Source organism: Phenylobacterium sp. (genome assembly GCF_004299445.1).
Lineage (GTDB): Bacteria > Pseudomonadota > Alphaproteobacteria > Caulobacterales > Caulobacteraceae > Phenylobacterium.
This window is the reverse complement of record NZ_SCTC01000015.1, coordinates 13760-35698: the sequence shown is the minus strand read 5'-3', so window position 1 is coordinate 35698 and position 21939 is coordinate 13760. Positions and strand designations below refer to the sequence as shown.

20 protein-coding genes are annotated in these 21939 nt (G+C 69.6%); 12 read left to right on the top strand and 8 right to left on the bottom strand.

Annotated features, from left to right (window positions below; translation table 11 throughout):
• The 5 genes from EPN98_RS04610 to EPN98_RS04590 all read right to left on the bottom strand — a co-directional run.
• Positions 1-1569: DUF3604 domain-containing protein (locus tag EPN98_RS04610; protein WP_293360983.1), on the bottom strand; the 1569-nt coding region annotated here is incomplete at its 3' end.
• On the bottom strand, positions 1566-3092 hold the full coding sequence (locus tag EPN98_RS04605; RefSeq protein WP_293360981.1) for an arylsulfatase: 1527 nt from the start codon (positions 3090-3092) through the stop codon (positions 1566-1568). The genes EPN98_RS04610 and EPN98_RS04605, both read right to left, overlap by 4 nt.
• A 45-nt stretch (positions 3093-3137) precedes the next feature.
• Positions 3138-4466 carry an aspartate aminotransferase family protein gene (locus tag EPN98_RS04600; RefSeq protein WP_293360979.1) on the bottom strand — a complete coding sequence of 443 codons (1329 nt, stop codon included), beginning with the start codon at positions 4464-4466 and terminating at the stop codon, positions 3138-3140.
• A 14-nt stretch (positions 4467-4480) separates the two neighbouring features.
• Positions 4481-5740: an aminotransferase class V-fold PLP-dependent enzyme gene (locus tag EPN98_RS04595; protein ID WP_293360977.1), complete on the bottom strand. Its 1260-nt coding sequence runs from the start codon at positions 5738-5740 to the stop codon at positions 4481-4483.
• 22 nt (positions 5741-5762) lie between these two features.
• Positions 5763-8093, bottom strand: coding sequence for a TonB-dependent receptor (locus EPN98_RS04590; RefSeq protein WP_293360975.1), 2331 nt, complete (start codon positions 8091-8093; stop codon positions 5763-5765).
• A 167-nt stretch (positions 8094-8260) separates the two neighbouring features.
• Here EPN98_RS04590 and EPN98_RS04585 point away from each other — a divergent pair, with 167 nt between their 5' ends.
• From EPN98_RS04585 to EPN98_RS04540, 10 genes are all read left to right on the top strand, one after another.
• A complete protein-coding gene (locus EPN98_RS04585) occupies positions 8261-8947 on the top strand; it encodes a TetR/AcrR family transcriptional regulator (protein WP_293360973.1) in 687 nt (228 codons plus the stop codon).
• A 41-nt stretch (positions 8948-8988) separates the two neighbouring features.
• Positions 8989-10257: an APC family permease gene (locus tag EPN98_RS04580; protein WP_293360971.1), complete on the top strand. Its 1269-nt coding sequence runs from the start codon at positions 8989-8991 to the stop codon at positions 10255-10257.
• A 97-nt stretch (positions 10258-10354) separates the two neighbouring features.
• Positions 10355-10828, top strand: coding sequence for a YHS domain-containing (seleno)protein (locus EPN98_RS04575; RefSeq protein ID WP_293360969.1), 474 nt, complete (start codon positions 10355-10357; stop codon positions 10826-10828).
• Entirely contained in the window at positions 10825-11334 is a 510-nt protein-coding gene (locus EPN98_RS04570; RefSeq protein ID WP_293360967.1) for a hypothetical protein, read from the top strand. Before EPN98_RS04575 ends, EPN98_RS04570 begins: the two co-directional genes overlap by 4 nt.
• A complete protein-coding gene (locus EPN98_RS04565; protein WP_293360965.1) occupies positions 11331-12251 on the top strand; it encodes a hypothetical protein in 921 nt (306 codons plus the stop codon). The genes EPN98_RS04570 and EPN98_RS04565 overlap by 4 nt, the downstream gene beginning before the upstream one ends.
• Positions 12248-13174, top strand: a complete 927-nt coding sequence (locus EPN98_RS04560) for an MBL fold metallo-hydrolase (protein ID WP_293360962.1) — start codon at positions 12248-12250, stop codon at positions 13172-13174. The genes EPN98_RS04565 and EPN98_RS04560 overlap by 4 nt, the downstream gene beginning before the upstream one ends.
• Positions 13175-13246: 72 nt before the next feature.
• Entirely contained in the window at positions 13247-14071 is an 825-nt protein-coding gene (locus tag EPN98_RS04555; protein ID WP_293360960.1) for a 3-hydroxybutyrate dehydrogenase, read from the top strand.
• A gap of 8 nt (positions 14072-14079) precedes the next feature.
• A complete protein-coding gene (locus tag EPN98_RS04550) occupies positions 14080-15396 on the top strand; it encodes an NAD(P)/FAD-dependent oxidoreductase (RefSeq protein WP_293360958.1) in 1317 nt (438 codons plus the stop codon).
• A 120-nt stretch (positions 15397-15516) separates the two neighbouring features.
• Complete coding sequence (locus EPN98_RS04545; protein ID WP_293360956.1) at positions 15517-16452, top strand: LysR family transcriptional regulator; 936 nt, start codon at positions 15517-15519, stop codon at positions 16450-16452.
• 65 nt (positions 16453-16517) lie between these two features.
• Positions 16518-16715, top strand: coding sequence for a hypothetical protein (locus tag EPN98_RS04540; RefSeq protein ID WP_293360954.1), 198 nt, complete (start codon positions 16518-16520; stop codon positions 16713-16715).
• Between the two features lie 4 nt (positions 16716-16719).
• Here EPN98_RS04540 and EPN98_RS04535 read toward each other — a convergent pair whose 3' ends face one another.
• Both EPN98_RS04535 and EPN98_RS04530 read right to left on the bottom strand, forming a co-directional pair.
• The gene (locus tag EPN98_RS04535; protein WP_293360951.1) at positions 16720-17925 is read right to left on the bottom strand and encodes an MFS transporter; all 1206 of its coding nucleotides are present in this window, start codon (positions 17923-17925) and stop codon (positions 16720-16722) included.
• A 144-nt stretch (positions 17926-18069) separates the two neighbouring features.
• Positions 18070-18540 carry a cupin domain-containing protein gene (locus tag EPN98_RS04530; protein WP_293360948.1) on the bottom strand — a complete coding sequence of 157 codons (471 nt, stop codon included), beginning with the start codon at positions 18538-18540 and terminating at the stop codon, positions 18070-18072.
• A 220-nt stretch (positions 18541-18760) separates the two neighbouring features.
• Here EPN98_RS04530 and EPN98_RS04525 point away from each other — a divergent pair, with 220 nt between their 5' ends.
• Together EPN98_RS04525 and EPN98_RS04520 are read left to right on the top strand one after the other, a co-directional pair.
• Entirely contained in the window at positions 18761-19939 is a 1179-nt protein-coding gene (locus EPN98_RS04525; protein ID WP_293360945.1) for a patatin-like phospholipase family protein, read from the top strand.
• Positions 19936-20436 (top strand): DUF302 domain-containing protein, encoded by a 501-nt coding sequence (locus tag EPN98_RS04520; RefSeq protein ID WP_293360942.1) that lies wholly within the window; start codon positions 19936-19938, stop codon positions 20434-20436. The genes EPN98_RS04525 and EPN98_RS04520 overlap by 4 nt, the downstream gene beginning before the upstream one ends.
• A 26-nt stretch (positions 20437-20462) precedes the next feature.
• On the opposite strand, the gene selA is transcribed toward EPN98_RS04520, so the two are convergent.
• Positions 20463-21866: an L-seryl-tRNA(Sec) selenium transferase gene (gene selA, locus EPN98_RS04515; RefSeq protein ID WP_293360940.1), complete on the bottom strand. Its 1404-nt coding sequence runs from the start codon at positions 21864-21866 to the stop codon at positions 20463-20465.
• Positions 21867-21939 lie beyond the last annotated feature (73 nt).

Genomic DNA, 21939 nt, shown 5'->3' with positions numbered 1-21939 from the left:
CCAGCCCTTCACCACCTGGGCCCGCTGGAGGTAGCCGGCGCGCGGGTCGCGCACCGCCCAGACCAGGAACTGCGGGGCCTTCCCCCGTGCGGCCAGCAGGTCGCCGCCCATGGGCACGCCGCGGGCGTAGGCCTGGCGCACCGTGTCGGGCCGGGTCATCAGGTCGGCCGGGAAGTCGTAGCTGGCGAAGAACCGCACCTTGATCCGCGGCCCCGACGTCGCGAACGTCTCCTTGCGCCGCAGCGCCGCATAGATCGCATCGCGGCTGTTCTCCTCGGCCCAGACACCCGTAAGACCCGAGCCCCCGCGCGCCGAGTACTGGATCGGTCCGCGCGCCGGCCAGTCGGCCGCGCCCTTGGGCAGCACCGAGCCGCGCTGCTCGGGCGCGCCATCGCGAAGCCCGGACGCGCCGACGTAGTCGACCTCTTCGACCAGCCCTGGCGTGGCGTTGTGCGTGTCGGTCGCCCCCACGAAGCCGAGCTTGAAGGGGTTCACGCCGAGCTTTTCGCGTTGGAGGATTCCGTCCTGCAGGGCCCGGCGGACGTAGCTGCCCGCGAACCTGGTGACCATCTTGTTCTGTGCGATGTAGCGCTCCCAGATCTCGAAGTTGGCCCACTCGTCGTTGGGCGACAGCGAGGGATGGGTCTCGGATGTGCCTTTCGTCTGGGTGATCTCGACGAGCGGCTCGTTGCGCATCCGCATCTCGGCGTAGGCCTTGTCGATCGGCTGGCCGTTCAGGCGCACGCTGTCGAACATGATGCCGTCCGAGCCGTTCGAATTGTGCGGGATGGCCAGCGCCTCGATGCCCTTGGCCCGCCAGCCGTCCATGGCCTGCCACAGCAGTTCTGGATCGTAGACGCTGGTGGCCGAGAACGGGGCGCCGGGTACGCGCGCGGTCTTGAAGATCACGTTGCGATGCAGGTTCTTGCCTTCGAGCGAGGCGGTGAATTCGTAGCCCACGAAGCTGGTGAAGCGGCCGGGCCGGTTATGGCGAGCCGCGGCGTCCTGCACCTCGCGCCAGCCTTCGGCGACGATCGCGGGATCGTCGTACTCCTTGGGCATCGTGCCCTGGAGCTTGGCGCTGGTGAAGGCCTCGAACCCCCTCTGGGCCTGGACCGGATCGGTGGCGATCAGGTTCTGGCTGAACGGCAGCTTGCCCAGCGGATGCCCGGGCCGGGCCGCGGCGCTGACCACCGCGAGGTACTCCGAGTGATCCGTGACGGCGGTGAAGTCCAACGGCCCGCCCTGCAGGCGCACCGCGAAGCCCGAGGGGTGCCCGATCGCCTCGCCCTGCGCGAACCGGTAGGCGTCGTCCGGCGTGCGCCGCGCGTTGGAAATGTACGCATCGTTCGACAGGTAGGTGTGGACGTGCAGGTCGCCGAAATAGGCGTTGCGCTCGGCGCTGTACCCCGGCAGCCGGCCGGCCTGAGCCGCGGGCGGCACGGCCTCAGTCGCCTTCGCCGGCTTGGCCGGGCGTTCGGTCGAGGCGCCGACGGCCACGCCGGTCGCCACCAGTCCCGCGACGGTCGCCGCGACCAGCGATGGACCCCACAACGCGCGACCGCTCACGAGACCGCTCCGGCCCGCGCGGGCCCCTCGCCGCCTGTCGGCACATTGGGAAACCGCATGACGCTCTCCTCATACTCGCGCTGGATTCGGGCCACCGGTCGGCGGACCCAGATGTTGGTGGTGTAGATGTTCCAGAGCTCCTTCGGATCGTTCTCCAGATCGAACACCCACGGGCTGGGGAGCTCCTCGAGATAGGACGTCGTGGCCACCTGACCCGACGCCACGACGGCGCCGCGCGGCGGTTCACGCACGGCGAAGTGCATCTTGAAGTTCTTCCACTTCACGGCCAGCAGGCGGTTGTTGTGAAAGATCATCAGGTGCTCGCGGTTCGACGTGGCCTTACCTCCGAACAGGAAGTCGCCCTGATCGATCGAGTCGACGGCGCGGTCGGTGGGCACGCGGGCCGCCGCGCCGGCGATCCCGGCGAAGGTGCGGTAGAAGTCCTGGATCGAGACCATGCCGTTGCTGACCCGGCCGGGCGCAGCGCGCCCCGGCCAGCGGATGATGCAGGGCGTGCGGATCGCCCCTTCCCAGCCGCTGGGGAACTCGCCGCGGAACGGCCCCGAGTCGGCGCGGCCGCCGAAGTCGACGCCGACGCCCTGAAAGCTCTGCGGCCCGTTCTCGCTGCAGAACACGACGATGGTGTTGTCCCTGATCCCGGCCTTGTCGACCGCATCGATCAGGCGCCCGGCGTTGTGGTCGATCTCGACCAGGGCGTTCTGGTAGTTCGAACGGCCCGGCTTGACGAAATCGGGATGCGCCAGCGGCGGCTCGTGCGGAAGGGTGAAGGGCACGTACAGGAAGAACGGCTTCTCCCCCCTGGCCTGGCGGCGGATGTAGGCCTCGGCGCGATCGGTGATCTGGCGGTCCATCAGCGCACGGGCGGCGCGGTCGTAGACGCCGCGGGGACGGCTGGGCTCGCCCCTGCGACCCTCCATCATCGACTGGGGCGTATACTCCTTGGGATCGAAGCCCGGCTGGATTGGCCAGTTCACCTCGCCGCTGCTGCGCGGGATGCCGAACCACTCATCGAAACCCTGGCGGGTGGGGGCCCGTTCGTCGGCCGACCCCAGGTGCCATTTTCCGTAACAGGCGGTCGCATAGCCGGCGTCCGAGAGCAGTTCTGCCAGGGTGTACTCCCAGGGCGCGATGCCGTCCTTGAGCCCGCGCGATTCCACAATCGAGGTGCCCGAGCGGATCGGCATGCGGCCGGTCAGCAGCGCGGAGCGGCTGGGGGTGCATTCGGGCTCGGCGTTGAAGTTGGTCAGGCGGACGCCCTCGGCGGCCAGCGCGTCGATCCTGGGAGTCGGCGCCCCGCGCAGCTCCCCGCCGCCGTAGCAGCCCAGGTCTCCGTAGCCGAAGTTGTCGACCATCATGAAGACGATGTTGGGCGGAGGCGCGGCCGTCGGACGCCGGGGGGTCTGGGCGGCGGCGTCCGCTGCGGCCAGCAGGCCGGCCGACCCGGCGAGCAGCGCCCGGCGCGTAGGCTGGACCGGTGACGAAGACGGACGGCGTGCGGACATTCCAAACTCCGAACTGGCCGATCCGGAGCCGGATCGGCGGCGGCTTCAGGCCAGCGCCACGGCGAAACTCTGCTCGAACGCCTCGAGCACCGTGGGCACGTCCTCCATCGAGAGACACAGCGGCGGGACCATGCGCAGGATGCTGCGGTGTGGGCCGGATTTGGAAACCACGATCCCCTGCCGCCGCGTCTCCTCGAAGATGGCCGCCGTCTCCTCGGTGGCCGGCGCCTTGGTCTTGCGATCCTTGACCAGCTCGACCGCCATCATCAGGCCCAGACCCCGCACATCGCCGATGATCGGATGGCGCGCCTGGAGTTCGAGGAGGCCGCTCTTCAGCGCCGCGCCCACGGCCTTGGCGTTGGCCTGCAAACCCTCTTCGCGGATCACCTGCAGAACCGCGCGGCCGGCCGCGCAGGCGACGGGGTTGGCGCCGTAGGTGTGGAACAGGAACTTGTCGGCCATGCACTCGGCGATGCGGCGGTGGGTCACGACCGCGCCCAGCGGGATGCCGTTGCCGATGCCCTTGGCCATCACGACGATATCGGGAACGACGCCGCTGGCCTCGAAGGCCCAGAAGTTGTCGCCCGTGCGCGCGAAACCGGACTGGACCTCGTCGATGATCATCAGGCCGCCTGCGGCCCGCACCCGCTCCGCGGCGCCGGCGATGTAGGCCGGGGGCATCTCGACGATGCCCCCGTAGCCCTGGACGGTCTCGAGGATCATGCCCGCGAGCCGGCCGGAGGTGGACGTCTCGATCGCCCGCTCCACCTCGTCGAGGTAGGGCTGGAGCTCCTGGCCGAAGAGGCCCCGGTAGGCGTTCGGCTCGGGCAGGAAGGCGACGCCGCCCAGCTGCGGCACATTGTGGCGGAAGCCCGCGATGCCGGTCAGCGCCTGCGCGCCGAAGGTGGCGCCATGGTAGCTGGTCCGCAGCGACAGCATGTCGATGGCGCCCGTGTAGGACCGCGCCATCAGCAGCGCCAGGTCGATGGCCTCGGCGCCGCTGTTGGTGAAGTGGACCACCCATTCGTGGCCCGCCGGCATGGTCTGGGTGAGTTCCTCCGCCAAGTGGGCCGGCGTGGGGTGGTAGAACATGGTGGTGCAGTGGGTGAGCTGGGCGACCTGCGCCTGCACGGCCGCCACGACCGTCGGGTGCGCGTGGCCCACCGAGATACACAGGTTCATGCCCAGAAGGTCTGTGTACCTGCGGTCGTTCTCGTCCCACAGGTGCTGCATGTGCCCGCGCCGGAAGATCAGCGGGGTCGTGTACGGGACGAACCGGCGCTGCGAAGCAGCGTAGTAGCGGTCGCGACGCGCGACGATGCCCTCGGTCGACCAGTCGGTCTCAAGCGGGGGCAGGGACTGGCCGAAATCCACCGCGCGTCTCCCTGTCAGTAGGTGGCGGCCAGGTCGCTCTTGGCCTGGGTCGCGCGCACCTCGGCGATGCTGGCCGACATGTCGGCCAGCCAGGCCTCGCGGACCGGCGCGTGCTGCATGGCCAGCATCGTGTGCATTCCGCGCGGTTCGCTGGTGAGCCCCGGGATCCAGCCGCGCGTCTTCATCCGCTCGGCCACGGCGTAGATGTCGACCACCGTCGAGCCGAAATTGAGGATGGTGACGTCCGGCCGGGCCCACAGGGTCAGTTCGGGGATCGCATCGATGCCGGCCACGTAGGCGTCGGTCATGGCGGCGAGGTCACGTGCGGCGCGCTCGTAGCCCGACGTCCCCAGATGGTTGAGGACCGCCCAGGCGCCCGCGACCGCCCCGGCCGGCCGCGACCCTGACATCGTGGCGGTCGTGTAGAGCCCGCTCGGCCAGTAGCCGAGGCGGAACGTGGAGCGGTCCAGGTCTTCCCCGTCGCGAAAGAACACCGTGGACGAGGGCTTCGGCGCAAAGCCGAACTTGTGCAGGTCGGCGGAGATCGACCGCACCGCATCGTGGCGAAAGTCGAACACCGGGGTCCCGCGGCCGATGCGTTCGAAGAACGGGGCCACCCAGCCGCCGACGCAGGCGTCGACGTGCAGCCAGGTGTCGCTCTCCGCGGCCAGCGCGGCGATCTCGCCGATCGGGTCGATGACGCCGTGCGGGAAGCACGGCGCGGAGCCGACGATCAGGAAGGTGTTCTCATCGATCAGGGTGCGCATGGCCGCGACGTCGCAGCGGCGGTCCTCGCGCAGCGGCGCGCGACGCACCTCGACATCCATGAGGATCGCGGCCTTGTCGAACGCCGGGTGACCGGTAACGGGCATCACGAGGTTCAGTGGCGCGCCGGCCCGCCCACGGCCCAGCGCGCGGTGGCGCTCGCGGGCCGCCTTGACGCCCAAGAGGATGCTTTCCGTCCCGCCGGTCGTGAACACGCCCCGTCCGCCGTCGGGGGCGTGCAACAGGTCGAGGCCGTAGTCGATGATGTCGCGCTCCATGCTCCCGATGCCGGGATAGGCCCGCGCCGCGCCCAGGGCGTTCTCCGAGAAGTGCTCCATGTAGGCGCGCTTGCCCACCTGGTAGGCCTCGTCGTCGGCCAGGAAGAAGAAGATCGCTGTCCGACCGCCGCGCCAGTCGGCGTCGCGGGCGGTGCGGTCGGCCATCTCCGCCTGGAGGTCGGGCCAGGCCTTGCCTCCGGGCGGGAATGACGCGCGGGCGGAATGGGTCATCGGTCGTCTCCCCGCTTTCGGGTCAGAACTTGGCCTTCAGTTCGACCGTCACCTGGCGGGGTTCGTTCAGCGTGCAGCGCAGCGCTGTGGCCCCCGTGACCGTGTTGTTGAGTCCGAATGCAGCGTTGTTCGGCTGATTGAAGATGCCGGTGCAGAAGGTCTCGTTGGTCAGGTTGACCGCGGCGACGGCGAGCTCCCAGCGCTCCTCCGGCCCGCGGATGGCCACCCGTCCGCCGAAGGTCGTGTAGCCGGACTGGCGGGCGTCGGGATTGTTGTCGCCGGCCGAGGCCAGCAGCTGGCTCGACGTGAAGCTCATGTCGGCGCGGACCATCCAGGTCATGTCGCCCATGAGCTGGCCGATGTACTGCGCCGAGGCCGCCCCCTGGAACTTCGGCGAGTAGGGCAGTCGCTCGCCGGTCAGGTCCTGGGCACCGCCGAAGCCCGGCAACCCGGGCGCGCCGCGGAAATCCAGGTACTCGGAGTCCAGATAGGTCCCGCCGAGAGTCAGGGTCAGCGGCGGGATCGGACGCGCCATGGCGTCGAACTCCAGGCCCTGCTGGCGCGCCTCGCCATTGTTGCGCGTCCGGAACTGCAGGCCGTCGAACGTTCTGAACTGCAGATCCGAGATGTCGGACCGGAACATCGTGGCGTTCAGCACCAGCCGGCGCTCAAACAGCTCGGACTTCACGCCCAGTTCCCAGTTGTCCACCGTCTCGGCCTTGAAGGTCCGCGTCGCGGCGCCGACCGGGCCGGTCGTGCCGGGCGCCGAGTCGAAGCCGCCCGACTTGAAGCCCGTCGAGAAGCTCGCGAACAGCATGATGTCGTCGTTAGGCCGATAGGTGCCGTTCAGGCGGTAGGTCACCTGATCTTCCGACAACCGCATGTTGGGCGTGAACTCCGGCGACTGGGCCGCCGCGGGGTTCGCCGTGAAGGCCTTGAAGATCGCCTTCTTCTTGTCCTTCGAGTAGCGGATGCCGCCGGTCACGGCGACCTGCTCGGTCACCTTGTAGGTGGCCTGGGTATAGGCGGCCACCGACTCGGTGTCCTGGCTGAAGAGCCAGACCGACGCCTTATTCAGGGGGTTGGCGCGGCACTGTGCGAGACGCGCGGCGGTGCTCGTGTTGCGGATGAACACCTCGCAGTAGTCGCGCGTGAGGTCGATGTTCTGGCCCAGGTCATAGGCCTCGTCGAAGTAGAACAGGCCGGCCACGTAGCTCAGCTTTCCGTCCAGCAGCGTGTCGGGCGACAGGAGCTGCAGTTCCTCGGAGTGGTTCTGGCTGTCGGCGTTGGTGGTCCGGCGCTGCAGCTCGAGCGGGATATTCCCGTTCGACGCCTGGTACTGGACGTTGTTCCAGTCGCGGTACCCGCTGATCAGCTTGAGCTGGTAGCCGTTGGCGAGGTTCCACGTGATGTCGCTAGCGATGCCCGACTGGTAGTCGATCAGGTCGCCATCGGTGCTCTGGCGGACGTGCCGCGAGTACGTGTCGGCAGTGTAGGGCAGCAGGCCGACGCCCGGGCCCGCGCCGTCGGGATCGAGGCGCGCGAGCCACGTGGCGAGGCTGGCCGGTGTGACGGAGCGGGAGACGATGGTGACCGTGTTGTAGCCGTCGCCGCTGACGTTCTGATAGTCGCCCTTCACCGTCCAGGTGAGTTCGGGCGCGAGCTCCCATTTGAAGCCGATCCTGGCCGCGAAACCGTCGTTGCGGCCGATCCGCTTGCCGGTCAGGTCGTTGCGGTCGAAGCCGTCGCCCTCGTAGGCGAGCGCCGAGACGCGGGTGTGGAAGTTTTCGGTGATCGGGAGATCCACCAGGGCCGAGACGCGCTTGCGGCCATAATTGCCCATCGCAGCGCTGACCTCGGCGCTGTACGTCTCACCCGGGTCGCGGGTGCGGATCAGCAGGGCGCCCATCGACGCGTTGCGGCCGAACAGGGTGCCCTGCGGCCCACGCAGCACTTCCACCGAGCCGATATCGTTGAGGCCGGTCAGCAGCGAGCCGATGCGCGGCACATAGACGCCGTCGACGAAGGCCGCGACGCTGGGCTCAACCGCCGTGTTCCCGCTGGTGCCGATGCCGCGCATCATGATGCGGGTGTTGCTGGTGTTCGACGAGGTCGCGAGATAGAGGCTTGGCGTCAGCCGGCGCAGGTCGCGCACGTCCTGAATGCCGGCGGCCTTCAGCGTCTCGCCGTTGAACGCGGTTACGGAGATGGGAACGTCCTGAACGTTCTCGGCGCGCTTCTGGGCGGTGACGACCACCTCCTCGACGCCCACGCTCTGCTCTTCAGCAAACCCTGCCGCGGGCGCGCAGAGCGCCGCGATCGCCACAGAAAGAAACAGTCCGCCACGAGCCATGGTGTTCCCCCTTGCAGTTCGGCGCACGCCGTTGATCGCGCTTGTTCCGACCGGGTAACGATGCGCTCGCATTGCCCGCCTGTCAAACTATGCTACGACTTGGTTTCATATAGCGTCGCCGGCGTCCGAGGGCGGGTAGCTGCGACGTGGCAAGGGGCGAGGAACGAGTGGCGAAGCCAGCTGCCGGGCAAGCCGAGCGGCCCCGAACGGGACGGGGATCGAAGCCTCGCGTCAATGTTCCGGAGCGGCGCGAAGCCTTCCTTATCGCGGCATGCCGGGTCTTCCTCGAGCGCGGCGTCGGCACGGCCACCATGCAGGATGTGGCGGACGCGGCCGGCGTTCCGAAGATCCTGATCTACCGGATCTTTCGCTCCAAGCAGGCGCTGCTGGATGCACTCCGCGACAAGGTGGTCGCCAAGATCCACGAGGTCTGGGCCCTGCCCGGCCATGAGTACGGCGCGCGCCTGCGCGGCATGGCGATGGCGGCCCGCGAGCAGCCCGAGCCCTACCTTCTCGTCTTCCGCTACAGCCAGAGCGGCGTGGAAGGGCTCGACTGGCGCATGGCGCTCGAGGACGCCATGTCGGCCTACACTCGCGAACGCTGGTTCCAGGTCGGGCCCGACGCCCCGCCCGGCGCCGAGGCCCGCGCCGAGTACGCTTCGCGCCTGAACGTGGGCCAGTTCATCGAGATGATGATCCGCTGGATCGAGGGCACGGACGGGCTGGACGATGAGACCCGCTACCTCTGGTGCGCCCGGATCCAGCGCGAGTTCCACCTTGCGACGCGGGCCGCGTTCAAGCTCGGCACGGTGGAGATGAAGTACCGGCTGCCCGGCGAACCCGATCCGGCCTGACCGGCATGTCGCCCAACGACGCCTCGCGGACGCCTCGAGCCATGGGCCTCGCCACCCTCGCCGCGGTGGGCGTCAACAGCATCATCGGCGCCGGATTCTATCTCCTGCCCGCCCAGTACTTCGCGACGGCCGGCGCCTGGGCGCCCATCGTGCTCCTGGCCATGGGCGTCCTGATGTTCGCGATCGCCCTGTGCTTCGCCGAGGTCGGCAGCCGGTTCCGCGAGAACGGGGGCGCCTACCTGTATGTGCGAAGCGCCTTTGGCCCCCTGGTCGGATTCGAGATCGGGTGGGTGCTCTATCTGTCCCGGGTGATCTCGACGGCCTCGATGTTCGCGGCGCTGATCCTGCTGCTGGAAGTCACCACTGGACGCCAGTTCGACCTCGCGGCGACGACGGTCGTCGTCATCGCGCTGACGATCCTGGTGGCAGCGTTCTCGGTCATGGGCGGCCGCACCAACGCGGGACTGCTGACCACGCTTGCGGTCGTGAAGATCACCCCGGTGGTCATCCTGATCGGGCTGGCGATCCCCCACCTCGACGTCGCGGCCCTGCGACCCTCGGCTTCGCTCACCTGGCAGGCGGGCGTAGCCGCCGCGGCGATGGGGATGTTCTCGTACGCCGGGTTCGAGAACCTCGCGATCCCCGCGGGCGAGGCGCGCGATCCGCAGCGCGATGTGCCGCGCGCGCTCGTCACGTCGCTGGCGGCCGGCGTCGTCCTCCTGGTGGGCGCCAACGCCATTGCGATCGGCCTCGTTCCCGACCTGGCGTCGAGCACCCTGGCGCTCGCCGACGCCGCCCGCGCGGTGCTTGGACCAACCGGCTGGTGGGTGATGGCCGCCACCGCGATGCTGGCCGTGGTCGGCAGCAACGCCGGCGCGCTTCTGGCCAACTCCCGCCTGCTGCAGAGCCTGTCCGACCAGGGTGATATCTCCGCATGGTTCGGCCGCCGATCCGCGCGCTTCGGCACGCCGGTGGTCGCGATCGCGCTCAGTTCGATCCTGGTGCTGGCGTTGGCCCTGACCGGGACCTTCCAGAGCCTCGTCGTCCTCGCCGTCGGAACGCGCGTGCTGGTCTATATGGGCGTCGCGCTGGCCGCGATCCGGCTGCGACGCGCAGACCGGGAGGGGACCGCGCCGCCCGCGGGCTACCGCATGCCCGCCGCCCCCCTGGTCCTGGCCATCGTCATGCTGGGATGCGGGATCATCCTGCTCCAGATGACGACGCCGCAGGCCGTCGCCATCGCCCTGGGCTTGGCCGCCGGGCTGATGCTCTTCGTGGTCCGCAGGGCGGCGTCCGGCCGCACTCCATAACCTTTCGGCATGAGCGTCCGCGCGGCGCGCCAAGTACCTCTCTCGTCGACCGATGTTCGGTCCCGTCGCAGCGGCGACGGCGCAGGGAGGACGCCCATTGCCAAGACCAAGACGAAACCTGTCGGCCCTCGCCGTTGCGACGCTCCTCGCCATCGGCGGCGTCTCGGCGACACCGGCGCTGGCTGTCGCCGCGCCGGAGGTCTATTTGCCGCCGTTCACCAAGGTCGCCCTGTCGGGCTATGACCCCGTCAGCTACTTCGCGGCCGGCGGCCCCACCAAGGGCGACGCCCGCTACGCCACCACGCTGAAGGGCGTGGAGTACCGCTTCGCCAGTGCGGAGAACCTGGCTCGCTTCCGGGCCAACCCGAACGCCTACCTCCCGCAATACGGCGGCTACTGCGCCTGGGCCGTGGCCGGCGGGTACACGGCCAAGGGCGACCCGCTGGCCTGGAAGATCGTCGGGGGCAAGCTCTACCTGAACTACGACCAGAACGTTCAGAAGCGCTGGGCCAAGGACATCCCCGGAAACATCGCCAAGGGCGATCGCAACTGGCCGCAGGTGCTGAAATGAGCATTCGCGACCGCCTCATTGGCCTGATCCCGCACGGAATGGCCCTCTTCATGTCGGCCGTCTTCCTGGACAGCCTGCGCTTCAAGTTCACCAACCATCCGAAGACCCAGGTGATCTTCGGCCGCCTCGACGGCTGGGCCAGCGAGCTGGGCGCGCCGGGCCTCTTCGCCGCGACCGGTCTGTTCTCGCAGTATGTGATCGGGTCGATCGAGCTGCTGGCCGCGAGCCTGCTGATGCTCGGCATCCTGCCCCGCTTCCGCCACCTACAGGCCAGCGGCGCGCTGGCGGGCTTCCTGGTGATGTCCGGCGCGGTGAGCTTCCACCTGTTCACGCCCCTGGGCGTCGACCCCAACAACGACGGCGGCGGCCTGTTCGTCGCCGCCTGCATCAACCTCGCGGCGGCGTTCCTGCTCCTGACCATCTTCCGGCGACGCGAGTTCGGCGTGCTGGTGAGCCGGGTGCTGGCGATCTTCGCGCCGCTCAAGCCTGCGACGGTGCGCTCATGAGCGACACCCTGTGGACCTCCGACTTCTCGGTGCGCGGCCGCACGGTGCGCGTGAAGAAGACCGGCGCCGTGATCCCCTTGGACAAGGCCCTGGCGTCCGAGGCGGCCAACTGGTTCAGCCTTTACCTGGCGATCCGGGCCAAGACGGCGCTGAACCGCCTGCTGCCCCGTGGGCCCGCGGTGTGGTTCGCGCCGGACAGGCCGCGACCCTGGTACCTGATCTGGGCCGCCGCCTCGTGGAACGGGGTGCGGATCGCCCGGTCGCCGGACGAGGCTGACGCCAGCTTCTTCTTCGAGGACGCCACCCAGGCCCGCCCGCCTGTCCCGCCGCACGCGCGCGCCTTCAACTACGCCTGCACCGACATCTCCAAGAGCCGCGTGGCCGAGGTGTTCGAGGCGTGCTTCGGCTACCCGCTGATGCTTGACCCCGAGCAGGGGGTCGGCCTGGCGGTCGAGAAGGGCGAGGCCAACGGCGTCCATGACGGCCGACTGGTCTGGCTGCCGACCCGCCGGCGCCCGGGCCGCACCTATCAGCGCCTCATCGACAATGTCGAGGATGGCATGGCCGTGGACCTGCGGACGCCCTTCGTGGGCGGCAAGCCGGTGGTTGTGTTCATCAAGCGGCGGCCGGTCCAGGACCGCTTCGCCAACCACAACGCCGACGTGGCCATGGCCGAACCGCGCGAGGTCTTCTCAGAGGACGAGATCGCGCGGCTGGGCGTGTTCTGCCGGGTCATGGGCCTGGACTGGGGCGGCCTCGACATCCTCCGCGATCGCCCCACCGGCCGGCTCTACGTGGTCGACGTGAACAAGACCGACATGGGACCGCCCATCGCCCTCCCCTTCCCCGCCAAGCTCAAAGCCGTCGCCCGCATGGGCCGCGCGCTCAGGGCCCTCATCACGGAGCAAACGCCATGACCCCGCCGGTCGGCATCCCGTATGTGCGTGAGTTCGCGTTCAACTACGGCCGTTGCGACCGGGTGAGCCCGCTGATCCGCCGCGTCGTGGCCGAGAACCCTGGCCCCTTCACGTTCACCGGCACCGGCGCCCATATCGTGGGCCACGGCGAGGTGGCGGTCGTCGATCCCGGCCCGGACGATCCGCGCCAGATCGAGGCGATCCTGAAGGCCACGCGGGGTGAGAAGATCACCCACATCTTTGTCACCCACAGCCACCTGGACCACTCACCGGCCTCTCGCCCCTTGGCCGAGGCCACCGGAGCGGTGATCTATGCTGGCGGAACGCCTTGCCGACCGTCCGGCGGCGGCGATCGTCTGGAGGCGGGCGACGACCTGACCTTCCGGCCGGACGTGGCGCTGGCCGATGGCCAGATGTTCCGCGGGCCGGGCTGGACGATCGAGGCGGTGGCGACCCCCGGGCACACGTCGAACCACTACGCCTACGCCCTGGTGGAGGAGAACGCGCTTTTCCCCGGCGACTGCGTCATGGGCTGGTCCACCAGCGTCGTCAGCCCGCCCGATGGCGACATGGGCCTCTACATGCGTAGCCTCGAGCGCATCCGCGCCCGCCGCTACGACGCGCTTTTCCCCGCCCACGGCCCGCCGATCCGCCGTGTGGACAGCTTCCTGGCCGCCTACATCGTCCACCGCCGCCACCGCGAGAAGCAGATCCTGATCGCGCTGGAAACGAACGGCGCGGCGACGGTGCGCCAGCTGGTGAGCCGGCTCTACGCCGATCACGACAAACGCCTGCACCCCGCGGCCTGCCACTCGGTGCTGGCCCACCTGCTCGATCTCTATCGGCGCGGCGTCGTCGACGTGGCCGGCGACATCGGCATCGGCGGGGTCTGGCGGCCGACGTTCATGCGCCACGCCGCCTGAGACCATGCGCTCCCGGCATTTCAGTCCGGCCCCCGCTTCCGCGACCCTGGATCCGAACAAGGACCACTCTCCATGACCATGACCGCGCTCCAGAACGCCACCACCGCGCCCCGCCCCCTGCAGAACCGGGTGGCCATCGTGACCGGTTCCACCAGCGGCATCGGCCTTGGCATCGCCGAGGTGCTGGCCGGCCAGGGCGCCAACATCGTCCTGAACGGCTTCGGTGATCCGAACGAGATCGAACAGACGCGCGAGACGCTGGCCTCCCTGCATGGGGTCGAGGTGATCTACTCGCCGGCCGATCTGTCGGATCCCGGCAAGATCCAGGACATGGTCGCCTTCGCCCGCGACGTGCTGGGCCCAATCGACATCCTGGTGAACAACGCCGGCATCCAGCACGTGGCCCCCGTGTCGGAGTTCCCGACCGCCAAATGGGACGCGATCCTGGCTGTCAACCTGTCATCGGCCTTCCACGCCATCAAGGCGTCCCTGCCCGAGATGGTCGAGCGCGGCTATGGCCGGATCATCAACATCGCCTCGGCCCACGGCCTGGTCGCCTCGCCCTACAAGTCGGCCTACGTGGCCGCAAAGCACGGGGTCGTCGGCCTGACCAAGACGGTGGCGCTGGAGGCCGCGCGCACGGGCGTCACGTGCAACGCCATCTGCCCCGGCTATGTCTGGACGCCGCTGGTCGAGAAGCAGATCGCCGACCAGGCGCGCGCCCACCGGATGACGCACGAACAGGTCATCACCGACGTGCTGCTGACCGCCCAGCCCAATCGCAAGTTCGCCTCGGTGGAGGAGATCGGCGCCCTCGCCGCGTTCCTCTGCAGCGAAAACGGCGCCTCCATCACCGGCACGGCGCTGAGCGTCGACGGCGGCTGGACGGCCCACTAGCCATGACCATGAGCGCACGGAGCGGTGCGAACCGTGTGGTGATCGTGGGCGCCGGCTTCGGCGGCCTGGCCGCCGCTTCGGCCCTGGCGAAGACCGGCGCCGACATCACCCTGATCGACCGGCGCAACCACCACCTCTTCCAGCCCCTGCTCTATCAGGTGGCCACCGCCGGCCTCGCCCCGACCCAGATCGCCAGCCCGATCCGGATGATCCTGCGCCGCCAGTCGAACATCCACATCGAGCTGGACGAGGTGACCGGCGTCGACCTGGCCCGCCGGCAGGTCGAACTTGGGGAACGGACCATCCCCTATGATCAGCTGGTGCTGGCGACCGGAGCCACCCATGCCTACTTCGGCCGCAGCGAGTGGGCCCAGCATGCGCCTGGCCTGAAGTCGCTCGAGGACGCGCTGGCGCTGCGCCGGCGGGTGCTGCTGACCCTGGAGACTGCCGAGCTCGACATGAGCCGCGACGACCGGGACAAGCTGCTGACCTTCGTGGTGGTCGGCGGCGGGCCCACGGGGGTGGAACTGGCCGGCGCGATCGCCGAGTTGACCCGACGCGCACTGGCCTGTGACTTCCGCCGTATCCGCGGCCTGCGGGCCCGGATCGTCCTGGTCGATTCCGGCCAGCGCGTGCTCTCCACCTTCTGCCCGGGCCTGTCAGAGTACGCCCGCGGCGCCCTCGAGAAGCTGGGCGTCGAGGTCCGGTTGGGCGCCCCGGTCAGCCATTGCGATGCGAGTGGCGTCGAGGTCGGCGGCGCGAAGATCGCCGCGGCCAACGTCTTCTGGGCCGCAGGCGTGCAGGCCTCGCCCGCCGGCAAATGGCTCGCCGCCGAGACCGACCGCGCCGGCCGCGTGTTTGTCGAGGCGGACCTCACGCTACCCCGCCATCCCGAGGTGTTCGTGATCGGCGACAGCGCGCACATCCGCGACGGCGAGAAGGCGGTGCCGGGCGTGGCGCCCGCCGCCAAGCAGGCCGGCGCCTATGTGGCGGGGGTGATCGCGGCGCGTCTGGCCGCCCGTCCCCCGCCGCCGCCGTTCCGCTACTCCAACCTGGGCAGCCTGGCCACCATCGGTCGGAAGGCGGCCGTCGCCGACCTGGGGGCGATCAAGCTCACCGGCTTCCTGGCCTGGGTCTTCTGGTGCGCCGCCCACGTCTGGTTCCTGATCGGTTTTCGCAATCGCGTGCAGGTCGTGCTGGACTGGATCTGGTCGTATCTGACGTTCGAACGCGGAGCCCGCCTCGTCTTCGATGCGGTGACCCGTGGGCGCGAAACGCCGATGCGTGTAGCTTCAGCGCAGGCCGAGGTGCGTATCGCCTCTTAGAGCCTGCAGCCTGGCAGGAACGTGACGGCCGACAGTGTGTCCGGTTCCGACGGCCCGTCACGATCCAATTCTAGAAGGACACGGCCTGGCCCACGGGCAGGCCTTTGAGGGACGTCCGCCATGGAAATGCAGCAGGTCCGCTATTTCCTCGCCCTCGCGAGGACGCTCAACTTCACGCGCGCCGCCGAGCAGTCGAACGTCAGTCAGCCGGCTCTGACCCGCGCCATCCAGCAGCTCGAGCACGAGCTGGGCGGCCCCCTGTTCCACCGCGAGCGCGCCAACACCCACCTCTCCGAGCTGGGCCGCATGATGCTGCCCTATCTGGAGCAAATCCACGCCCAGACCGAGGCCGCCAAGCAGCAGGCCAAGGCGATCAAGAAGCTGGACAACGTCACCCTGCGGATCGGCGCGATGTGCACGATCGGCCCGGCGCTCATCTCGGATCTGATCGTGAAGTTCCAGATCGCCCATCCCAACGTGGACCTGGAAGTGGTCGAGGAAGGGTCGGTCGAGCTGATGGACATGCTGACGAAGGGCGATCTCAACCTCGCCCTCTTCGGCCTGCCCGAGCCGCTGGACGTGCGATTCCACGGGTTGTCGCTGTTCCAGGAGCGGTTCGTCATCGCGCTTCCGCCCGATCATCCGCTGGCCGCGCACAACGTGGTCCGTTGTTCCGACACGCACGAACAGCCCTACGTCAGCCGGGCCAACTGCGAGATCTTCGACCATGCCCGCCGCCAGCTGCGGGCCCACGGCGTCCAATGGAAGAAGGTGTTCTCGTCCGAGCGCGACGACTGGGTCCAGGGCATGATCAAGGCGGGGCTCGGCTTCGGGTTCTTCCCGGAGCTGTCGGTCACTGATCCTGGCCTGGTGACCCGCCGCCTCATCGACCCCGAATTCGTGCGCACCATCATGCTGGTGACCGTGCGGGGACGACCGCATTCCCCCGCGGTGGGCGCGTTCGTCCAGCAGGCGCGGGCCTTCAAGTGGCCGAGCGGCGCGCTGGACCCCATGCCGCGGGATCCTGAGGACTGCGACCTGGAGCCGACCGGATAATCCTGACGCGCCGGGAACGATTGCGCCGTGGGGATGTTTGCCGTTCGAAATCGAACGAGGGCTTCATGGCCGACCAGGATGACTATCGGGCCAGGGCCGAGGCGCTGCTGCGCCTGGCCAGCGCCACCGACAATATGAAGCAGCGCGGCGAGCTCATCGACCAGGCCATGCACTGGCACAACCTGGCCATGCACGCGCAGGACGACCCTCATCTCTTCCTGAACGACAACCAGGACGACGAACCCGCGGAGGCCTGGGGGTAGCCGCCTAGGCCTCGCGCGTCAGGAGTGGCGTGCGACGGCCCGCGGTCGCCGGACGCAGACTGGCCGCCAGCGCCGCCGCCGCCACCAGAGAGCCCCCGACCACCGTGACGGCCGACGGCCAGCCGACCTGGTCGTACACCTGGCCCACGACCGCGGCGCCGGCCAATCCGCCCAGGTAGTAGCTGGCGAGGTAGAGCCCGCTGGCCGCCGCGCGATCGGTCTGGGCGGCGCGGCCCACGAAGCCGGTGGCGGTCGCCTGCGCGAAGAACGTTCCGACGCCCACCATGGTCAATCCCGCGACGACCGGCCCGACCGCCGGCGCCAGCAGCAGGGGCAAGCCCGCGACGGCCAGCCCCAGAGAGACGAAGAACGTGGGCCGCGGCCCGAAGCGGTTGGCGACGCTGCCGGCCAGCGGCGTCGTCACCATCGAGGGCAAGAAGACGAAGTAGATCAGTCCCAGCGCCATCGGCGACAGCCGGATCGGCGCGTCGGCCAGGACGAAATTCACGTAGGTGAAGACCCCCAGAAAGGCGAAGAGCACGCAGAAGCCGATGCCGAAGCTGGCCACCAGGCAGCGGTTGCGCAGGTGAACGGCAAGGCGCGCGAACGCCGAGCGCCTCACCTCGCCGGCGGGCACGGCCATGGCCGGGGCCTTGGCCAGGGTCAGGTAAACCAGCGCCGCGCCGGCCAGGTTCAGCGCCGCGAAGGCGTAGAAGTTGATGGCCACGCCGGCAGTGGCGGCGACGGCCGAGGACACCAGCCGCCCAACGAGGTTCGAAGCCACGTTGCCCGTGATGTAGGCGGCCAGCGCGCTGGCCGTGGCCGCGCCGGTGTTCTGCTCCGACAGGTAGGCCATGGTCAGCGTGAAGGCGGCCGACATGAAGACGCCCTGCGCGATGCGCAGGGCCGTGAAGGTGGCCAGGTCGGGCGCATGGGCCAACAGCAGCGTCGGGATCGACAGCAGCGCGAGGCTTACCCAGATCCCGCCCCGGCGGGGCAGGCGGTGACTGACCAGGGCTACGACGAGGCCCGCAGCGGCCATGCCGATGGTCGAGGCGTTGACGGCCACGCCCATGGCGGACGGCTTCACGCCATACATGCGGGCCAGCGTGGGCAGGATCGCCTGTGCGGCGAAGAGGTCGACCAGGGTCAGAAAGCCGATCAGGCCGATGAGGGCGCGGCGCAACAGAGCGTTCGGGGCGGCGGTCATGAGGTTCTCCGGGATACGAAAAAGGCGTGCGACGCCCGGGATCGGACGCCGCACGCCTCCGTTGCCGAGGGCCTGCGGGAGTTGGGGAAGACAGGCCTCGGAGCCGCGGCGCGCCGGGCGGGTTGGCGTGCGCCGCGGCGGGGCTCACATGTGGTCGGCGGCCGGCGTGGCGTCGGCGTCGTTCTTGATGTCCGCGGCGATCAGCACCGCGGGAACCTTGCCGTTGTTCTTCCACCAGTGGCTGACGCCCTTCTTCTCCTGGGCGACGTCGCCGGCCTTGTGCTCGATCCCCACGGCGCAGGTCGAGTTGTACTCGGTGATCTGACCCGAGACCGTCATGATCAGGGCGGGGCGGTCGGTATGGCTGTGCCACGGCACGACGCCGCCCGGCTGGACCACCAGCCGGCGCAGGCGCAGGCGGCGGTTGTCGAGGCCGTTGATCTCGCCGCCGAGGGCGATGAACGACAGCTCGGTGTCGGTCACTTTGGCGGGCATCGTCTCGCCCGAGGTGCGGGCGTCGGCGCGCATCTGGTCGGCCGGGCAGGTCCCGGCCGAGGCCGAGGTTGCAGCGGCCGCGAGGCTGAGCGCGAGGCCGAGGATCAGGGGGGTCTTCATGGATGTCTCACTAGGTGTTGTTCGATGACGAGACCCTAGAAGCGCGGCCGGTAGGACTGAATTCGCTTTAAGTTATCGCGGCGATGCGGGGAGCGTTCCGCCACGGATTACTTTGAAGTCTTCGCCCGCGCGCGAGGCGTGACTTCCGATGCAGCCAGCGCATCGCGCCATTAGCCATCCGACATTTCCGGTCATCAGCACGGGCTGACACAAGGGCGGCATGAAAGCCGCCGCAAAGACTTCGACCACTATCGACAAGGCCCGGCTGGGCCAGATCGTCCTCGTCTTCCAGGGCGGCGGGGCGCTGGGCGCCTACCAGGCCGGGGTCTACCAAGCCCTGCAGGAGGCCGGCGTCGAGCCGGACTGGGTGATCGGCACCTCGATCGGAGCCATCAACGCCGCCCTGATCGCCGGCAATGCGCCCGAGCAACGGCTGGAACGCCTGCGTGAGTTCTGGGCCCGCATGACCCATTCGCGGGCCGCGCAGTTCGCCGGAATGTTGCCGGGCGTCGGCGCGCTCGCCGCGAACGCCATGACGGTCGCGAACGGACTCGAAGCCTTCTTCCGTCCAAACCCGTGGGCCTTCCTGGGCATGCAGATGCCGCTGGGCTCCGAGCTGGCCGGCTACTACTCGACAGATCCGCTCGAGAAGACGCTGGGCGAGCTCATCGACCCCGGACTGATGAACGCGGGACGTCCCCGACTCACGGTGGGCGCCGCCAACGTCCAGACGGGCCAGATGCGCTACTTCGACAGTCGGGAAGACGCCCTGACGGTACGCCATGTCATGGCCTCGGGCGCCCTGCCCCCCGCATTCCCCGCGGTCCGTATCGACGGCGAGCTCTACTGGGACGGCGGCATCCTCTCGAACACCCCGGTCGAGGCTGTGTTCGACGACAAGCCGCGCCGGTCGGGCGTGGTTTTCGCCGTCCACATGTGGGCCCCCAACGGCCCGGAGCCCGACAGCATCTGGAGCGTGCTGTCGCGCCAGAAGGACCTGCAGTACTCCAGCCGGGCCATCACCCACATCGCCCGGCAGAAGCAGATCCACAAGCTGCGCCACATCATCGCGATGCTGGCCGAAAAGCTGCCCCCGGACGTGCGCGCGACCAACGAGGCGCGCGAGCTGGCCGCCTACGGCTGTCCGACGCAGATGCACGTGATCCGACTGCTGTCGCCGCCGCTCGCCGGCGAGGACCATTCAAAGGACATCGATTTCTCACCGCTCGGCATCCGCTCGCGCTGGGAGGCCGGCTACGCCCACACCGCCCGCGTGCTCGCCCAGGCCCCCTGGATGGCCCCCGTCGACCCGATGGAGGGGATCATCCTCCACGAGGCCGAGGCGGGCCGGATGACCCACGACCCCTGCCCCGCAAACGACCAAGGACCCTCGAAATGACCCGCTTCCACCGCTCTCTGCGTGCGATCGCCCTGGGCGTCGGCCTCTCGCTGACCGCCGCCGCCGTGGCCGCTGTCGCCGAACCCGCCGCCGCAGCCGAAAAGGCCGAGGGCGTCGTGCGCGTCCAGAGCGCCTACGGCTTCGACGACACCGTGACCCGCATCAAGGCCGACATCGCCGGCAAGGGCATCCGCTTCTTCACTGAGATCGACCAGGCCGGGCTCGCGAAGGGCGCCGATATCGAGCTCAAGCCCTCGAAGCTGCTGATCTTCGGCAACCCGCCGCTAGGCGCCCAGTTCCTGACCTCGAACCCGTACGCGGGCCTCGACTGGCCGGTGCGGATCCTGGTGACGCAGGACGCCGACGGCCGCGTCTGGGTCGCCTACACCGACTTCGCCTACATCGCCGACCGCTACGACATCCGCGACCGTCCGGCTCAGATCAAGATGGCCTCCGAGGTGGCCGGCTCGATCGCAGGGAGCGTGACGGCGCGGTAGACGCCCCAGGCGCCCGCAAGCGTCCGTCAGGCCGCCTTCGCGATCGCGGCCGCGAGGGGCGCAACCTCGGCGTCCGACACCGTACGCAGTTCCAGCAGGACGACGTCGCGCTCGATGCGCCCCAGCACCTGGGTTTCGCCCGTGCGCAGCCGGCGGGCGAGTTCGTCCGGGCTGAACCGGTGGCTGCGCAGCGCCAGCGCCCGGCCCGGCAGGGCCAGCATGGGCATGGCGCCGCCGCCCGCGTAGCCCTGTGTGTCCTGCAGGCCCACGTCCAGCGCGGGCAAACGGGCGACCTGAGCCATCAGCGCGTCCGCCCGCGCCGCGATCGTCGAGAGCGGCTCGGTCAGCATCCGCAGCACCGGAATGCGCTGGGTCGGATCGGCCGGCGGCCGGTAGAGGCGAAGCGTGGCGGCCAGCGCCGCGACCGAAAGCTTGTCCAGGCGAAGCGCCCGGGCCAGCGGATGCGCCGCCAGCCGGTCGACCAGGTCGCGGCGTCCGGCGGCGATCCCGGCCTGGGGTCCGCCCAGCAGCTTGTCGCCGCTGAAGAGGACGAGGTCGACACCGGCGCGGAGGCTGGCCTGGACCATCGGCTCGCTCGGGATGCCGTGGGGCCCGAGGTCGACGAGCGCGCCGCCGCCCAGGTCCTCGACCAGCTGCAGCCCATGGGCGTGGGCGAAGTGGGCCAGCGAATCCAGGGCCGGCGCACTGGTGAAGCCGGTCATGCGGAAGTTGCTGGGATGGGTGCGCAGGATGACCCGCGCGTCCGGGTGATCGCTCAGGGCCTTTTCATAGTCGCGCAGGTGGGTGCGGTTGGTCGCACCCACCTCGATCAGTCGCGAGCCGCTCTGGGCCACCACATCCGGCACCCGGAAGCCGCCGCCGATCTCCACAAGTTCGCCGCGGGATACGATCACGGGAGCGCCGTCCGCCACGGCGGCGAGCGCCAACAGCACCGCGCCGGCGCAGTTGTTCACCGCCACCCCGGCCTCGGCGCCGGTCACGTCTGCGATGAGGGCGTCGAGGTGGTCCTGGCGCGAGGCCCGCCGCCCGGTCTCCAGGTTCATCTCGAGATTGCTGTAGCCGGCGACGGCCTGCATCGCCGCGAAGGCCTCGGGTGCGAGCGGCGCCCGCCCGAGATTGGTGTGGATCACGACGCCGGTGGCGTTGATCACCGGAAACAGCGTCTCTCGAGCGCCCGCCTCCAGGATCCGCTGCCCCGCCGCGAGCAGCTCGGCGATCGTAGGGGCCGCGCCCGGTTCGCCCTGGAGCCGGGCCCGGGCCTCGCCCAGCGCGGTGCGCAGCGCGGCGACCACCGCCACGGGCCCGAACCGCTCGTTCAGGGGACGGGCCGCGGGATCGGCGCAGATCGCGCCCACGGCCGGCAGCCGGCGGCGCGGGTCGGAGGCCTCGACGTCTGGGGGCGCGGTCATGCGGCGACTGTATCGAGCCGGGGAGATGACGGGCAAGCGGATGGGCGCGGATGACGGCCGCCGCGGTTCGACG

Coding starts and splice junctions, on each gene's coding strand:
- EPN98_RS04565 (WP_293360965.1), top strand. CDS start 11,331: ATGAGCGACACCCTGTGGACCTCCGACTTCTCGGTGCGCGGCCGCACG.
- EPN98_RS04555 (WP_293360960.1), top strand. CDS start 13,247: ATGACCATGACCGCGCTCCAGAACGCCACCACCGCGCCCCGCCCCCTG.
- selA (WP_293360940.1), bottom strand. CDS start 21,866: ATGACCGCGCCCCCAGACGTCGAGGCCTCCGACCCGCGCCGCCGGCTG.
- EPN98_RS04520 (WP_293360942.1), top strand. CDS start 19,936: ATGACCCGCTTCCACCGCTCTCTGCGTGCGATCGCCCTGGGCGTCGGC.
- EPN98_RS04535 (WP_293360951.1), bottom strand. CDS start 17,925: ATGACCGCCGCCCCGAACGCTCTGTTGCGCCGCGCCCTCATCGGCCTG.
- EPN98_RS04545 (WP_293360956.1), top strand. CDS start 15,517: ATGGAAATGCAGCAGGTCCGCTATTTCCTCGCCCTCGCGAGGACGCTC.
- EPN98_RS04540 (WP_293360954.1), top strand. CDS start 16,518: ATGGCCGACCAGGATGACTATCGGGCCAGGGCCGAGGCGCTGCTGCGC.
- EPN98_RS04560 (WP_293360962.1), top strand. CDS start 12,248: ATGACCCCGCCGGTCGGCATCCCGTATGTGCGTGAGTTCGCGTTCAAC.
- EPN98_RS04605 (WP_293360981.1), bottom strand. CDS start 3,092: ATGTCCGCACGCCGTCCGTCTTCGTCACCGGTCCAGCCTACGCGCCGG.
- EPN98_RS04550 (WP_293360958.1), top strand. CDS start 14,080: ATGAGCGCACGGAGCGGTGCGAACCGTGTGGTGATCGTGGGCGCCGGC.
- EPN98_RS04530 (WP_293360948.1), bottom strand. CDS start 18,540: ATGAAGACCCCCCTGATCCTCGGCCTCGCGCTCAGCCTCGCGGCCGCT.
- EPN98_RS04595 (WP_293360977.1), bottom strand. CDS start 5,740: ATGACCCATTCCGCCCGCGCGTCATTCCCGCCCGGAGGCAAGGCCTGG.
- EPN98_RS04580 (WP_293360971.1), top strand. CDS start 8,989: ATGGGCCTCGCCACCCTCGCCGCGGTGGGCGTCAACAGCATCATCGGC.
- EPN98_RS04570 (WP_293360967.1), top strand. CDS start 10,825: ATGAGCATTCGCGACCGCCTCATTGGCCTGATCCCGCACGGAATGGCC.
- EPN98_RS04590 (WP_293360975.1), bottom strand. CDS start 8,093: ATGGCTCGTGGCGGACTGTTTCTTTCTGTGGCGATCGCGGCGCTCTGC.
- EPN98_RS04525 (WP_293360945.1), top strand. CDS start 18,761: ATGAAAGCCGCCGCAAAGACTTCGACCACTATCGACAAGGCCCGGCTG.